General features: G+C 66.5%; 14 protein-coding genes. 10 read left to right on the plus strand and 4 right to left on the minus strand.

Annotated elements, in window-relative coordinates; translation table 11 throughout:
- Positions 1–231: 231 nt before the first annotated feature.
- From hisN to SKC41_RS00205, 3 genes are all read left to right on the plus strand, one after another.
- Positions 232–1014, plus strand: a complete 783-nt coding sequence (hisN, locus tag SKC41_RS00195; RefSeq protein ID WP_330975778.1) for a histidinol-phosphatase — start codon at positions 232–234, stop codon at positions 1012–1014.
- Between the two features lie 77 nt (positions 1015–1091).
- On the plus strand, positions 1092–2489 hold the full coding sequence (locus SKC41_RS00200) for an acyl-CoA dehydrogenase family protein (protein WP_330975779.1): 1398 nt from the start codon (positions 1092–1094) through the stop codon (positions 2487–2489).
- A gap of 25 nt (positions 2490–2514) precedes the next feature.
- Positions 2515–3723, plus strand: a complete 1209-nt coding sequence (locus SKC41_RS00205) for an acyl-CoA dehydrogenase family protein (RefSeq protein ID WP_330975780.1) — start codon at positions 2515–2517, stop codon at positions 3721–3723.
- Here SKC41_RS00205 and SKC41_RS00210 read toward each other — a convergent pair.
- From SKC41_RS00210 to SKC41_RS00220, 3 genes are read right to left on the minus strand one after another with little or no spacing between them, the layout of a single operon-like run.
- Complete coding sequence (locus tag SKC41_RS00210) at positions 3716–4246, minus strand: GNAT family N-acetyltransferase (protein ID WP_330975781.1); 531 nt, start codon at positions 4244–4246, stop codon at positions 3716–3718. The two genes, SKC41_RS00205 and SKC41_RS00210, sit on opposite strands and share 8 nt — an antisense overlap.
- Positions 4246–5103, minus strand: a complete 858-nt coding sequence (locus SKC41_RS00215) for an oxidoreductase (RefSeq protein WP_330975782.1) — start codon at positions 5101–5103, stop codon at positions 4246–4248. Before SKC41_RS00215 ends, SKC41_RS00210 begins: the two co-directional genes overlap by 1 nt.
- Positions 5104–5133: 30 nt before the next feature.
- Positions 5134–6603, minus strand: coding sequence for a PPE domain-containing protein (locus tag SKC41_RS00220; RefSeq protein WP_330975783.1), 1470 nt, complete (start codon positions 6601–6603; stop codon positions 5134–5136).
- 305 nt (positions 6604–6908) lie between these two features.
- On the opposite strand from SKC41_RS00220, the gene SKC41_RS00225 reads away from it, so the two are divergent.
- Positions 6909–7556 (plus strand): response regulator transcription factor, encoded by a 648-nt coding sequence (locus SKC41_RS00225; protein WP_330975784.1) that lies wholly within the window; start codon positions 6909–6911, stop codon positions 7554–7556.
- Between the two features lie 8 nt (positions 7557–7564).
- Here the strand turns inward: SKC41_RS00225 and SKC41_RS00230 are convergent, their stop codons facing one another.
- Entirely contained in the window at positions 7565–8818 is a 1254-nt protein-coding gene (locus SKC41_RS00230; protein ID WP_330975785.1) for a sensor histidine kinase, read from the minus strand.
- A gap of 118 nt (positions 8819–8936) precedes the next feature.
- On the opposite strand from SKC41_RS00230, the gene SKC41_RS00235 reads away from it, so the two are divergent.
- From SKC41_RS00235 to SKC41_RS00260, 6 genes are all read left to right on the plus strand, one after another.
- Positions 8937–9935 carry an oxidoreductase gene (locus SKC41_RS00235; protein ID WP_330975786.1) on the plus strand — a complete coding sequence of 333 codons (999 nt, stop codon included), beginning with the start codon at positions 8937–8939 and terminating at the stop codon, positions 9933–9935.
- A gap of 63 nt (positions 9936–9998) precedes the next feature.
- A complete protein-coding gene (locus tag SKC41_RS00240; RefSeq protein WP_330975787.1) occupies positions 9999–10970 on the plus strand; it encodes an NADPH:quinone oxidoreductase family protein in 972 nt (323 codons plus the stop codon).
- Positions 10971–11124: 154 nt separating this feature from the next.
- Positions 11125–12243 (plus strand): homogentisate 1,2-dioxygenase, encoded by a 1119-nt coding sequence (locus tag SKC41_RS00245; protein ID WP_330975788.1) that lies wholly within the window; start codon positions 11125–11127, stop codon positions 12241–12243.
- Complete coding sequence (locus SKC41_RS00250; RefSeq protein WP_330975789.1) at positions 12240–13439, plus strand: alpha/beta hydrolase; 1200 nt, start codon at positions 12240–12242, stop codon at positions 13437–13439. Before SKC41_RS00245 ends, SKC41_RS00250 begins: the two co-directional genes overlap by 4 nt.
- Positions 13436–14719, plus strand: a complete 1284-nt coding sequence (locus tag SKC41_RS00255; protein WP_330975790.1) for a CaiB/BaiF CoA transferase family protein — start codon at positions 13436–13438, stop codon at positions 14717–14719. The genes SKC41_RS00250 and SKC41_RS00255 overlap by 4 nt, the downstream gene beginning before the upstream one ends.
- Complete coding sequence (locus tag SKC41_RS00260; RefSeq protein ID WP_330975791.1) at positions 14716–15636, plus strand: hydroxymethylglutaryl-CoA lyase; 921 nt, start codon at positions 14716–14718, stop codon at positions 15634–15636. Before SKC41_RS00255 ends, SKC41_RS00260 begins: the two co-directional genes overlap by 4 nt.

A 15636-nucleotide genomic window follows, 5' to 3' on the forward strand; every position in this document is an offset into this window, starting at 1 on the left:
CGTCAACACGGGTCAGCCAACGTTCGAAATGCCTGCCGGACAATGGAATTCGAATTGGCCCGAAGTGCCTGTCCCCCAGGTGTATTGGTTACGAGCCGGCGTGGTCTTTCCCCTCGCGGTCGACATCGTCGCGCCATTTCTGCGCAAGCGCCGAGGCCTTGCGGGCTGTCGTCGACAGCTTCAATCACCGGGGATGACGGACGCCGGCTGGCCCGTGGTAGGACTGCTGGCATGAGTCAGGATGATCTCGCATTGGCGATGACGCTTGCCGACCGTGCGGACAGACTGACTCGCGATCGGTTCGGCGCCCTGGACCTGCGCGTCGACACCAAACCGGACCTGACCCCGGTGACCGACGCCGATCGGGCGGTTGAAGCTGAAGTCCGCGAGGTGCTGGCCCGCGAGCGACCCGACGACAGCGTCGTCGGCGAGGAATTCGGCGGGACAACCAGCTTCACCGGCCGGCAATGGATCGTCGACCCGATCGACGGCACCAAGAATTTCGTGCGCGGGGTTCCGGTGTGGGCCAGCCTGATCGCACTGCTTGACGACGGCGTGCCCGTGGTCGGTGTCGTGAGCGCGCCGGCGCTGCAACGACGGTGGTGGGCATCCCGCGGCCAAGGCGCCTTCGTCTCGGTCGACGGCGCACCGTCGCGGCGTTTGTCGGTTTCCTCAGTGGCACAGCTGGATTCGGCGAGCCTGTCGTTTTCCAGCCTGTCGGGTTGGGCCGAACGCGGCCTGCGGGACCATCTCATCGAGCTGACCGACGCCGTGTGGCGGGTGCGTGCGTATGGCGATTTCTTCTCGTATTGCCTACTCGCCGAGGGCGCGGTGGATATCGCGGCCGAACCGGAAGTCTCGGTGTGGGATCTGGCAGCACTCGACATCCTGGTGCGCGAGGCCGGCGGGACATTCACCGGCCTGGACGGCATCGCGGGCCCTCATCGCGGCGATGCCGTGGCCACAAACGGCCTGTTGCACGAGCGCGTACTGCGCAGCCTCGGTGTGAAGTAGTTAACAAGCGCTCTTTATCTTACTCCGGAGTAAGATAGCCTCTTGACTGCATCGCCCCAACTACAGAGGCTGCTGAAATGACGGACACTGTCTCCGGTTCAAATACCTCCCGTCCACGCGGAAAACGGCGCGGCCGCAAGACCGGCGTCGGGATGCAACCGCACCGCCGCACCGGGATCGACATCACCCTGGCGCTGCTCACCCCGCTCGTCGGCCAGGATTTTCTGGACAAATACCACCTGCGCGACCCGATGAACCGGGGCCTGCGCTACGGCACCAAGACGATCTTTTCCACCGCCGGAGCCGCTTCACGCCAGTTCAAGCGGGTTCAGAACCTGCGCAGTGGACCCACCCGGCTGAAGTCCAGCGGCCAGGACTACTACGACCTGCGGCCCGACGACGAACAGAAGATGATCGTCGAGACCCTCGAGGAATTCGCCGAAGAGGTACTGCGGCCCGCCGCACCCGAGGCCGACGAGGCGGCGAGCTACCCGCCTGACTTGATGGCCAAGGCGGCCGAACTCGGCATCACCGCGATCAACATCCCCGAGGACTTCGACGGCATTGCCGCCCACCGCTCCAGCGTCACCAACGTGCTGGTGGCCGAGGCGTTGGCCTACGGCGACATGGGGTTGGCACTGCCCATCCTGGCCCCGGGCGGCGTGGCAGCCGCGTTGACCCACTGGGGCAGCGCGGACCAGCAGGCCACCTATCTACCCGAGTTCGCCGGCGAGAATGTCCCGCAGGCCTGCGTGGCAATCGCCGAACCGCAACCGCTGTTCGACCCCACCCGGTTGAAGGCCACGGCGGTGCGCACACCGAGCGGGTATCGCCTCGACGGTGTGAAGTCGTTGGTCCCGGCCGCGGCCGATGCCGAGCTGTTCATCGTCGGCGCACAACTGAATGGCAAGCCCGCACTGTTCATCGTCGAATCGGGCGCCAAAGGCCTTAGCGTCAAGCCGGATCCGAGTATGGGGATCCGGGCCGCCGCGTTGGGTCAGCTCGAGCTCTCCGGCGTGACCGTGCCGATAAATGCCCGCCTCGGCGAGGACGAAGCCACCGTTGAGGACTACTCCGAGGCGATCGCACTGTCCCGGCTGGGCTGGGCGGCGCTGGCCGTCGGCACCTCGCACGCGGTCCTCGACTACGTCATCCCGTATGTGAAGGAGCGCCAGGCATTCGGCGAGCCCGTCGCCCGTCGTCAGGCCGTGGCGTTCATGTGCGCGAACATCGCGATCGAGCTGGACGGGCTGCGGCTGATCACCTGGCGCGGCGCCGCGCGTGCCGAACAAGGCCTTCCGTTCATCCGCGAAGCCGCGCTGGCGAGGCGGATCGGCGCCGACAAGGGCATGCAAATCGGACTGGACGGCGTGCAACTTCTCGGTGGCCACGGCTACACGAAAGAACACCCCGTCGAACGCTGGTACCGCGACCTGCGGGCCATCGGCGTCGCCGAGGGCGTCGTCGTTATCTAAGTCGTCACCTAGCGAAAGATCAATCATGGCAATCAATCTGGAACTGCCCCGCAAGATGCAAGCGGTGATCGACAAGGCCCATCAGGCCGGCGCGGAGATGATGCGACCGATCGCCCGCAAGTACGACGACCATGAGCACGCCTACCCGGTGGAACTGGACACGTTGGCCAGTCTGTTCTCCGGCGCTGCTGAATCCAATGCCATGGGACTCGCCGGGGCCGAGGCGTTCCGCAGCAGCGAGAGCAAGGAAGAGAACCGCAACGGCTCCAACATGGCCGCGGTGCTGCAGACACTCGAGGCCAGTTGGGGCGACGCGGCGATGATGCTGTCGATTCCCTATCAAGGCCTGGGCAACGCTGCGATCAGTGGCGTTGCCACCGACGAACAGCTGAACCGGCTGGGCCGGGTGTGGGCGGCGATGGCGATCACCGAACCGAGCTTTGGATCCGACTCGGCGGCCGTATCGACGACCGCCAAGCTGGACGGTGACGAATACGTGATCAACGGCGAAAAGATCTTCGTCACAGCCGGTTCGCGGGCCACGCACATCGTGGTGTGGGCGACGCTGGACAAGTCGCTGGGCCGTCCGGCGATCAAGTCGTTCATAGTGCCGCGCGAACATCCCGGTGTCAGCGTCGAGCGGCTCGAGAAGAAGCTCGGCATCAAAGGCTCCGACACCGCGGTGATCCGGTTCGACAACGTGCGGATCCCGAAGGACAACCTGCTGGGCAATCCTGAAATCCAATCGGGCAAAGGGTTTTCCGGCGTCATGGAGACTTTCGACAACACCAGGCCGGTCGTCGCCGGCATGGCCATCGGCATCGCCCGGGCCGCCCTGGAGGAACTGCGCAAGATTCTCACCGAGGCCGGAGTGGAGATCTCCTACGACAGGCCCGCGCACGCCCAAAGCGCCGCCGCGGCCGAATTCCTGCGGATGGAGGCCGACTGGGAGTCCAGCTACCAGCTGACCCTGCGCGCGGCGTGGCAGGCCGACAACAAGATTCCCAACTCCAAAGAAGCATCGATGGCTAAGGCCAAGGCAGGCCGGGTGGGCACCGACGTCACCCTGAAAGCGGTCGAATTAGCCGGCACCGCAGGCTATTCGGAGCAGATGCTGTTGGAGAAGTGGGCACGTGACTCTAAGATCATGGACATCTTCGAAGGAACCCAGCAGATCCAGCAGCTCGTGGTGGCCCGCCGGCTGCTCGGCCTGTCCTCCTCCGAACTCAAGTAGCGATCGGACGCGGCGGCGCCGCCTCGGCGTCCGGTCCGAGCAGATCAAGCTGCCACCATTCGACATCGTGCCACGCGTCCAATTTCCACCCCACGCGCCGGTAATAACCAGCCGGGGCAAACCCGAACGCCGCGTGCAGCGCATTGCTGGCCTCGTTGGGTTGCGCGATGCCGGCGAACGCCTGCCGAAAACCGCGCTCTGCCAACCGATGTAGCAGTTCGGCGTAGAGCAACCTGCCACCGCCGGCGCGTCGCACGTCCTGGGCGAGATAGATGCTCGTCTCGACGGCCCACCGGTAGGCAGCGCGCGGATTGAACTGTTGCGCATACGCATAGCCCAGGATTTTGCCGTCCGCTTCGAGCACCAGCCATTCGTGCATCGCAAGCGTTTTCACGATGCGCGCCGCCATCTCAGCCGCCTCCGGCACGTCGGTCTCGAAGGTGATCGCGGTGTCCAGCACGTACGGCCGATATATCTCGGCACACGCCGCCGCGTCGGCCGCGGTCGCGCGTCGAACCCTCATCAGGCAGCGACGGCGTTCAGCTGCTCGCGGGTGTCGTCGTCGAGCTCGATCGAGGCGACGTCGAGGTTCTCCTCGAGATGGCCCAGCGACGAGGTACCCGGAATCAACAGCACGTTGGGCGCCACGCCCAGCGTCCATGCCAACGCGACCTGCGCGGGCGTGCGCCCGAGCCGCTGCGCGGCTCTCTGCACCAGCTCGTGACTGAGCACCGGGTTCGGCTGCATGAACGCCGCGCCCAACGGGAAGAACGGGACGAACGCGATTCCGCGCCTGGTGCACTCCTCCAGCACCGCCGCGGCGTCCCGGCTCACGAGATTGAAAGCGTTTTGCACACAGGCGATCTCGGTGCGCTCCAGCGCGTGCAGCAGGTGCTCGCGGTTGATGTTGCTCAGCCCGATACCGCCGATCAATCCCTCGTCACGGGCATCGATCATGACCGAGAGCTGCTCGTCGAAAAGCTGGTCCGGGCCGTCGCTTTCGAACAGTCGCAGATTGACCGCGGCCAATTGGTCGACGCCGAGGCTGCGCAAGTTCGTTTCGATGTCGCGGCGCAGATCCGCCGGCTCTTCGACCGGCAGCCAGGCACCGGCGTCATCGCGGCGCCCGCCGACCTTACTCACCAATGCCAGATCTTCCGGATACGGGCGCAGCGCTTCGCGGATGAGCTCATTGGCGACATCGGGGCCGTAGAACTGAGCGGTGTCAATGTGATTCACGCCGCGTTCGACGGCCCGGCGCAACACCGCCAGCGCCTCGTCGCGATCACGCGGCGGCCCCATCACCCCGGGACCGGGCAATTGCATAGCCCCGAAGCCGATACGGGCGACCGAATAGCGACCAAGAGGAAAGGCATCCATACGGTGAGGTTAGCGTCGCGCGGGGAGCGCCTAGGCGCGGCGTCGGCCGATCACACCCTCCGTCCACGCCCGGTCTTCGGTGTAGAGCGCTTGGTCCTCGCTTTGCACCCGCTTGCCCTTGCCGGCACCTTGACCCTGACCGCCGGCGCCGCCCATCGGCATGCCGCCGCCCATCCCACCGCCCGCGCCGTTCAGCTTGGCGTACCCGGGCGGGACCGGGATCCCACCGCCCGCGCCCACTGGTGCCGCGGCGGCCCCGGCGCTCGCCCCGGTGGTCGACCAGGACTGCAAGGGCAGCTTCGGAACGGCAACCCCACCGCCGCCTCCACCGACACCACCCAACGACGCCGGCTTGACCTGCGCCCCTTTCGGCAGGCCCTGCCCCGCCGCGGGCAGCGGCGGCACGGCGGCACCACTCGGCAGCGACGCGTTGGGCATCGCCGGCATCCCGCCGCCCGGCAACGTGGGCATCGCGGGCAGGCCGGAAAGGCCGTCACCCGACGGCAGCCCGTCAGGCAGATCCCCGAAGTCGACGCCGTCGGAACCACCGGAGCCATAGTCGACTGCCGCTGCGGCCCCGGCCGCGGTCGGGAACATCGGCGGATTCAGCGGCGGCAATGCCGTCTTGTCGCGGTAAAACTTCAGCGCCGTCTCCGACTTTTTCTGCAGAATCGCATACCACTCGATCGACGTCTCAATCAGGGCCTGCATATGGTCTTCCACACCGGCCTTGTACGTGTTTTCGACAAACAAGATGTCACCGGGCCCGGGGTGCTCCTCAGGAATGGTGTAGTTCCCGTTGAAATCCTGCGTCGCCGTCGCGCCGGCGGGCCGGATCTTTTTCTGTGCGTCGAAAATGTCGTTGGCCTGGTCGCGGAGCGTGCAGCACATCTGCACCATCGAAGCTATCCACTGCCGCTGCAGTTCGAAATTTTGCTCGACGGCCGTCCTCGCGTCACCCTCCCAGGAGGTAAATGGGCGAAACCGGTAGGAGATCTCCTGCAGCGCAAATTGGAAGGTGTGCCATTCCTGGGCGAATATCTTGCACTCCGCGCCCTGGTCGCCGGCTTCGATCGCCATCGTGGCCTGCCTGACCTCGTAGTACGGGTCGTCGGCGGGCGGCGGCGCGGGTCGGGGCGCCGGCGGGTCCCACGGCATGTCCGAATCGTCGAGGGTCGATATCTGGCCATTTCCGCCCAGGGAGTTCGGCGTCCCCTCGTTGTTTATGGCATCCGCGGCACCCTCGTCGATCTCTTCATAGGCTTTGGCCGCATTCCTCAGGGATTTTGCAAGAGTCTTCCATTCCCGCTCGCAGCCCTTCAAGTACAGCCGGATTGAATCGGCGGAAAGTCCGAGTTGTGTGACGGCGTCAGAAGCCATCGAAAGGGCGCACGGCGCTTGCGGGTTAGCGGACGGAATGGGAGGGAGTAGTTCCTCGATTTCGTTGGCCCGGGCAATCAACTCGGCGTATTCCACATTGAGCGTCTGCGGCTGTGTCATGGCGGATCATGTCCTCTACGCGGGTTTCTTGAATTGGCGTTTCGGCTTCTTCGCCGTGACCACCTATGACTATTCCGGCGCGACCGGTTGTGGTCTCTCGCGCAAACGTCGGGTTCGGTGGATGAGATGTCCTCCCCCAATAGGGGGAGAAAGGCCCACTCGCGCCCGACGGCCCGGTGTCGACGCCGACGCCGCAGCGGTTCGCGCAAACGACCTCCGGGCCGATTCGGCCAAGGGAGAATGGGGCCGGCGCCTGTCGCGCGACGAGCGCACCCGAGATACCAACGGCCGGTGGAGCGCAGCCGATGTCATCCCAGTCAGAACGTGTCAAGGTCGTCGTCGCCGACGATCACCCGGTAACTCGCGAAGGCGTCGTGCGGGCCCTGAAGTCGAGCGGGCGGATCGACGTGATCGGGGAAGTGGCCGACGGTCGAGCGGCACTGACGGCGATCCGCGAGCTACGGCCCCGGGTGGCTTTGATCGATTACAAGATGCCCGGACTCAACGGGCTCGAAGTCGTCCGAGCTGTGGTGCGCGACGGCTTGGACACCTGCGTCGTATTGCTCAGCGCCTTCGAGGACAGTGCGGTGATCTACCATGCCCTCGCCGAAGGCGCCGCGGGTTACCTGACGAAAGACTCCGACAGCGAAGAGATCGTGGCCGCCGTGCTCAAGTGCGAGAAGGGCGCGACATATCTGCCGACGCAGTTGGCGGGAGCGCTGGCGGGCGAGGTGAAACTTCGCGCCCGCGGCGATGCGCCGTTGTTGACACCACGCGAACTCGAGGTCGTGCGAATGATCGCCGAGGGCTTGTCGGTCCCCCAGATCGCGAAACGTCTTTTCGTGGCGCCCAGCACGGTCAAGTCGCATGTGCAAAACCTGTACGAGAAGCTCGGCGTTTCCGACCGGGGTGCGGCCGTGGCCGAGGCGATGCGCCGTCGGCTGCTGGAGTGAGCTCGGCCTTACAGCGGCCATTCCACGCGGACGTGTGCCCCCGTGGGGACCTCGACGATTGTGAAACTGCCGCCGGCGGCTTCCACCCGAGCCCGCTGCGAGGCCAGACCGATGTGCCCCTCGGCGAGGCGGCGCATCATCACGTCAGCGGTGATCCCGATGCCGTCGTCGACCACGTCGAGACGACACGTTCCATCGCGGACCTTGAGCTGCACCGACGCCCGGGTCGCTTCGGAATGGCGGACCACGTTGGACAACAACTCGCGCACCACCCCGAACACCATTGGGTCGGCGGCGGTTCGGTCCGGGTGATCCACATCGGTCGTGATCGTGATGCCCGCGCGTTCGGCGGTGAACACGGCCAATTTTTCTACCGCAGCACCCAATCCGACTTGCTCGAGGACAGCCGGATGAAGCTCGAAGGTCGCCTCCCGCAGTCGCCGCGAGGCCTCATCGAGACTGGCAACCGCCCGCTGCAGCGGCTCGGCGGGTGATTTCTTGGCGAAGTCCACAACGTCGCGTCGGGCCGCGAGGACATCTTGCAAAGGCCCGTCATGGATAGCTTCGGAAATCTCTCGCCGCTCGCGCTCCGAGGCGGTCATCGTCTCGGCGAGCAACGCATCCCGTGACGCGGTGATTCTGGCAATTTCGTTGACATACCGTTGCCGGAAGATGACGGCGAACAACGCTGTGCCACATAGGAATCCGTAGATCACTACGATGAGCAATAGCTTGGGCCAGCCCAGTTGGCGCACAATGACGGGGTCTTGAAGGATCGATGCGGTAAACGCAACGAACGCGAAGGTCAGCCCCACGGTGGCGCGCCGTCCCGACAGATCCAGCGCAACCATCCGCGGCACCAGCACCATCAACAGCAGTGGAATGTGCCCGCCCGGCGACAAGAGTTTGAAGCCGACGATGGCGACCACGTCGACCATCGCGAGAACGAACAGCGCACGGTCCGGGACGATCAATCGACTCGCGGGGGAATACACCAAGATCAGGACGCTCAATGCAATGAGCGCGTACACCACTACCACCGCGTCGTCCGGAGCCCACCTCGGGGCGCCGTAATCCGTGTGGACCAGGACCGCCCCCATCATGATGAAGACGACGATCATGCGTTGCACCGACGCGACTCGCAGCGAACGCCACCGATGCACGCGGAATACCGCGTCCAGCTCGGTGTCGGTGATCTCGGTGATCCCGTTGCCGGGGGCTTCGTGAACAGTCCCCGACCCTGATACATGTGACGGCTTCACTGCCATCCTCGAGATGTCCGCGGCGGTCCGACTCGTGTCATGACTCGCCAAAGCCTATCTGGGCGACTGAAAAGCAACCAAGAGAAAGCGCGACACCGCCCAGGGCTAACGTCGTCGCATGGACACGTTTCAGGCGCTGGTGGCCCGTCAAGATGGTGACCAAATCACCGCGTCGGTCGAGACACTCCGCGCGGCCGACCTGCCGCCCGGTGAGGTGACGATCCGGGTGCTGTTTTCCAGCGTCAACTACAAGGACGCACTGGCGCTGACGCCCAAGGGCGGCGTGGTACGCGACTATCCGATCGTGCCGGGCATCGACCTCACCGGCGAAGTCGTCGAATCGCAATCGCCGGACTTCAGGGTCGGAGACAAGGTGCTGGCCCACGGGTATGCGATCGGCACCGGTCATCACGGCGGCTACGCCGAGTACGCGCGACTGCCCGCTGACCAGGTGGTGGCACTTGGAGCTCTGAGCCCGCGTGAGGGTGCGGCCATCGGGACCGCCGGCTTCACCGCAGCGATGAGCGTGCAGGCCCTGATCGACTGGGGCATCGCGCCCGACGCCGGGCCCATCGTCGTCACCGGCGCCTCCGGCGGTGTCGGGTCGGTCAGCGTGGACCTACTCGCGGCGGCGGGCTATCACGTGGTCGCGTCCAGCGGTAAGGAATCGGCCGCCGCAATGCTGAAAGAGCTTGGCGCTGCTGAGGTTATCGGACGGCTGCCGGCCGATCCCGATGCCAAGCCGCGACCACTGGCCAAGGCGCGCTGGGCGGGCGCGGTGGACTGTGTCGGGGGCGCGACGCTCGCCGATGTGCTCAGCACGGTCGACTACGGCGGGGCCGTGGCGGCCAGCGGTCTCACCGGCGGCCCCGCGCTGCACACCACGGTGATGCCGTTCATCCTGCGCGGCGTCTCCCTGCTCGGCATGGACTCGGTGCTGATGCCGATCGCGCGGCGACGCAAGCTGTGGGCGTTGCTGGGCGACTCGCTCAAGCCACGGCACCTGGACACGGTCGCCAACGACGTCGACGTCAAAGACGTCGTCGGGATTCTGGATCAACTGCGCGCGGGCACCTATTCGGGTCGCGCGGTGGTACGTGTCGCCGGCGGATTCTGAGCTGGCAGTAGGCTATTCGAGCGCTGGACGGAGCCGTCCGGCCCAACCGACAACGGAGGCAGCATGCGTGCAGCACGGGTGACGCGGCTAGACGGCCCGGACGCGATCGAGGTGGGCGAGGTCGACGAGCCCACCGGCGACGGGATCGTCGTCGAGGTGCATGCCGCCGGTGCCGCGTTCCCGGATGCGCTGCTGACCCGCGGCCTCTACCAGTACCGGCCGGACCCGCCGTTCGTGCTCGGAGCCGAGATCGCCGGCGTCGTTCGATCGGCACCGGCGGGCGCTCACGTGGGTCCCGGCGACCGGGTCGTCGGCCTGACGATGCTGACCGGCGGCATGGCCGAGGTCGCGGTGCTCTCCCCCGACCGGGCGTTCAAGCTGCCGGACAACGTGAGCTTCGAGGCGGGCGCCGGACTGCTGTTCAACGATCTGACGGTGTACTTCGCGCTGACGGTGCGCGGGCGCCTGCACCAGGGTGAGACCGTGCTGGTGCACGGCGCGGCCGGCGGGATCGGAACCTCAACGCTGCGCTTGGCGCCGGCACTCGGGGCGTCGCGCACGATCGCGGTGGTCAGCACCGAGGAGAAGGGCCGGGTCGCCACCGCGGCCGGCGCGACCGACGTGGTGCTGGCCGATGGCTTCAAGGACGCGGTGCAGGAATTGACCGGCGGCCGCGGCGTCGACATGGTCGTCGACCCGGTCGGCGGTGACCGGTTCACCGATTCCTTGCGCTCGCTTGTTCCGGGCGGACGGCTGCTGGTCGTCGGCTTTACCGGCGGCGAGATCCCCACGGTGAAGGTAAACCGGCTGCTGCTCAACAACATTGACGTCGTCGGCGTCGGCTGGGGCGCGTGGACGGCTACCCATCCCGGCGCGTTGGACGAACAATGGGCCGGATTGGAGCGCCTACTCACCTCGGGCAAGCTGGCGGCCCCGGAGCCGGAGGTCTACCCACTGGACCAGGCCGCCGCGGCCGTCGCCTCCATGGAGAATCGCAGCGCTAAAGGAAAAGTCGTCCTGCGCGTCCGCGGTTAGCGGCGGGCACGCCAAGCCAAGTCGCCGGGCTTAGTCGCCTGGCTTCTGTGCGAGCCCGCGCTTACGCCGACCCTTGTGCGTGGCCAAAAGAGAAAGTAACGTCACTTTCAGTTTTTATCGCCCCGGCGAACCCGCCCATTATTCGGGAGTCACCATGGAATCCTTCGTTCACCTGCGCAAAGGCAAAACGCCGCATCGGCTGCACGCCGACCTCGGCGGCCTCAAGGACGACGAGCTGGGCCGGGGCGGTTTCACCGGACGCACGGCCAACATCTACCGCCGCAACGACCCCACCGCCTTCCGGGCGTCCGGACCGCTGCGCCCGGTCGACGTGTTGTCCAGCGAGCTCAAGCCGAGCGATGCGACGGACGCCAACGGTGCGCCGCTGCTGATGTTCAGCAACGAGGACTGCCGCGTCCTGCTGAGCCGCCGCCACGAGCCGATGCCCTACTTCGCCCGCCACGTCGACGGCGATCTGCTGTCTTTCGTGCACCAAGGCACCGGACTGCTGGAGACCGAATTCGGTCCACTGCGCTACCGAGAGGGCGACTGGGTCTACATCCCGAAGGCCTGCACCTGGCGCCAGGTGCCGGATAGCGAAACCACGTGGTTGATGATCGAGGCCACCGACGAGTTCCGGGTGCCACCGCCCGGGCCTTTGGGCCGGCACTTCCCCTTCGACCCGTCACAGGCCACCATTCCCGAGCCGGCTCCGATCGACGACCCCCCTGGTTTGGCGGCCCGCGACGAGTACGAGGTCCGGCTCGTCCACCGCGATTTGCTCGAAGGCGGCCCGACAACGCTTATCTACCAACACCATCCACTCGACGTGGAGGGATGGCGCGGCGACAACTTCGCGTTCACCTTCAACATCGACGACTACAACGTGATCACCTCCGACAGCGTTCACCTGCCGCCGACGGTGCACCTGTTCATGCAGGCCACCGGTGTCTACGTGATGAACTTCCTGCCCAAGCCCGCGGAGGGCGTTGCCGGCACCGAACGCACTCCCTGGTATCACCGCAACGTCGACTACGACGAAATCGCGTTCTTCCACGGTGGCTCGCTGTACGGCATCCCGATGCCGCCGGGCCTGATTACCCATGCGCCGCAAGGGGTTCACCACGGCGCGCCGGAGAAGGCGCGCGAGCGGGCACGCCGCAAGTTCGACGAGCACTCGCGCGTCGACTGGCAGGTCATCGCCATCGACACCCGCAAGCGCCTGACACCGTCACCCGAAGTACTGGCCAACGATCTAGGACAACACCGATGAGCCAAGCCGTGCAGCAAACCGTCAAGCACGAATACGAGCGGATTCCGTATCTGATTGCGTTCCAAAACAATTCCGGTGTCCGCGACGTCTATGGCGGGCTGGCCGAGATCACCGTGCTGGAGAGCTATCTGCTCAAGCCGAAAGACAAGCCGTCGGACACCGTGCTGGTGTTCATGCACCCGATCGGCGGCGGCGCATACCTGCCGATGATCAACGCGCTGGCCCGGGCCGGCCACCACGTCATCTACTGCAACAGCCGGTTCCGCGGCACAGACTCGGCGTTGCTGATGGAGAAGGTCGTCGAGGATCTCGGCGAGTGCATCAAGGATGCCAAGAATCGGCTGGGCTACCCCAAGGTGGTGCTGGCCGGGTGGAGCGGCGGCGGCTCGCTGTCGGTGTTCTACCAGCAGCAGGCCCAGCACGCGACGATCACGTCGAGCCCGACCGGCGACGGACCGGACCTGACCAAGCTGGGGCTGCCCGCCGCCGACGGCATCATGCTGCTGGCCGCGCACATCAGCCGGCACGGCACGCTGACCGAATGGCTGGACGCGTCCATCCTCGACGAATCCGATCCCAGCAAGCGCGATCCCGAGCTGGATCTGTACAACCCCGACAATCCCAACCAACCGCCCTACTCCCAGGAGTTCCTGGACCGGTACCGTCGAGCGCAGATCGCCCGCAACCGCCGCATCACCGCATGGGCCAAAGAGAAGCTGGCTGAATTGACCGCTCAGGGCCGCCCCGACGATGAGTTCGGATTCGTCGTGCATGGCACGATGGCCGATCCCCGCTGGCTGGATCCCACCGTGGATCCCAATGAGCGCACGCCAGGCACCTGCTACCTGGGTGACCCTCAGGTGGTGAACATGAGCCCGGTCGGGCTGGCCCGCTTCTCGACGCTGCGCGGCTGGCTGTCGCAATGGAGCTACGACGAGGCCCGCGGCGACGGAGTGGACTGCGGGCGCGACATCGCGGTCCCCGCGCTGGTGATCGGCAATCTGGCCGACGACGCCTGCACACCCAGCCACACCCGGCGGCTGTTCGAGGCGATCGGCCATCCCGACAAGGAGATGCACGAAATCCCCGGCGCCACACACTATTACGCCGGTCCGGATCAGCGCGACAAGTTGCGCAAGGCCGTCGACATCGTCACCGACTGGCTGGTCCGCCACGAATTCGCGAGCGCCGAATGACGTCCGCCGGCGACGACCCAGTGGGGGCACCTCCCGCGTGCGGAAGACGAAGCGACGGCGACGAGCGGCGGCATGCAGTACCGTTCGGACCGCTGGACGGCATCCGGGTGCTCGAACTGGGCACCTTGATCGCGGGTCCGTTCGCCGGCCGCTTGCTCGGGGACATGGGCGCCGAGGTCATCAAGGTGGAGCCGCCGGGCGCCCCGGACCCGCTGCGCAACTGGGGTCAGGCCGAACACGAGGGGCACCACGTGTTCTGGACCGTGGCCGCGCGCAACAAGAAAGCGATCACGCTCGACCTGCGCAAACCGCACGGGCGCGAGCTTTTCCTCAAGCTCGTTGAGAAATCCGACATCGTGGTGGAGAACTTTCGCCCGGGCACTCTCGAGAAGTGGAACCTGGGCTACGACGTGCTCAGCGAACACAACGCGGGCATCATCCTGGTCCGGGTGTCCGGCTACGGGCAGACCGGGCCCGACGCGCACAAGGCGGGCTATGCATCGGTGGCCGAGGCCGCCAGCGGACTGCGACACCTCAACGGCTTTCCCGGCGGGCCGCCGCCGCGCATTGCGCTCTCGCTCGGCGACAGCCTGGCCGGCATGTTCGGCGCCCAGGGCGCGATGGCCGCACTGTACCGCCGCAGCGTCACCGGGCGAGGACAAGTCGTCGACGTCGCGCTGACCGAATCATGCTTGGCCATCCAGGAATCCACTATTCCCGACTACGACGTCGGCGGCGTGGTGCGCGGACCGTCGGGCACCAGGCTGGAAGGTATCGCGCCGTCGAACATCTACCGCAGCGCCGACGATTCGTGGGTGGTGATCGCCGCCAACCAGGACACCGTGTTCGCCCGGCTGTGCACGGCGATGGGCCGCCCGGAGCTGGCCGGCGACGACCGGTTTGCCACGCACGCCGCCCGGGGCCGCAACCAGGACGAGCTCGACAAGATCATCGGCGCGTGGGCCGCCGAACGGCAGCCCGGCGACATCGTCGAAACCCTCAGTGCCGCAGGCGTGATCGCGGGTCCCATCAACACCGTCGCGGAAGTGGTCGAAGACCCTCAGCTGCGGGCGCGCGGCATGCTGGTCGAGCACTATGACGAACGCATCGAGCGTAATGTGTTGGGGCCCGGCGTTGTTCCGGTGCTGTCGGAATCGCCGGGCAGTGTCCGCCATGCAGGGCCGGCCCGCCCCGGACAACACAACGACGATGTCTATGCCGGGCTGCTCGGCAAGACCGCCGACGAGCTGGAGGCACTGCGCGGCGAGGGGGTGCTGTGAAACCGACCCAAAACCGGCACGTCGACATCCGTGAGGTGGCGCTGCGCGACGGGCTACAGATCGAAAAGCCAATCCCGTTGTCGGCCAAGCTGGAACTGCTCGCAGCGGTCGCCGCCACCGGTGTGCGTGAGGTGGAGGCGACGGCGTTCGTCTCCCCGACGAAGGTGCCGTCGATGGCCGACGCCGCCGAGCTTGCGGCGCAGCTGCACAACTACCCCGACATCGAGTTCTCCGCCCTGGTCGCCAGCCCCAACGGTGCCAAGCGCGCGGTTGCCGCCGGGCTGCGGTCGATCGAATACGTGGTAGCTGCCGACGATACGTTCAGCATGGCCAACGTCGGACGCACCAGCATCCAGGCCACCGACCAGATCGACGAGATCGTCGCCATCGCGCACGGCGGCCCCTCAAGTTTTCCTGTCACCGTCGAGGTCGTCATCGCCACCGCATGGGACTCGCCGTTCGAAGGCCCCACCCCGGCGCAGCGGGTTCTCGAGATCGCCGCGGCCGCCCGCGACCGCGGAGCCGACCGCCTGTCGATCGCCGACACCATCGGCACCACCACCCCGGGCCGGGTGAGTTCGCTGATCGCCCAACTGCGTCCGGTGATCGGCGACCTGCCGCTGGGTGCGCACTTCCACAACACCCGCGGCGCCGGGCTGGCCAGCGCCTACGCGGCGGTCAGCGCCGGCGTCACCCGCCTGGACGCCTCGGTCGGCGGACTGGGTGGTTGCCCGTTCGCTCCGGGCGCCACCGGCAACATCGCCACCGAAGACCTGGTCTACCTGCTCACCGACAGTGACATCGATGTGGACGTCGACCTGCAAGCCGCGATCGCCGCCGCCGATGTCGCGAAATCGGCTGTGGGCCATGACCTGCCGAGCGCGCTGCTGCGCGCGGGCGACCGGATCCGGAACTGA

It is taken from the genome of Mycobacterium sp. 050128, assembly GCF_036409155.1.
GTDB lineage: Bacteria > Actinomycetota > Actinomycetes > Mycobacteriales > Mycobacteriaceae > Mycobacterium.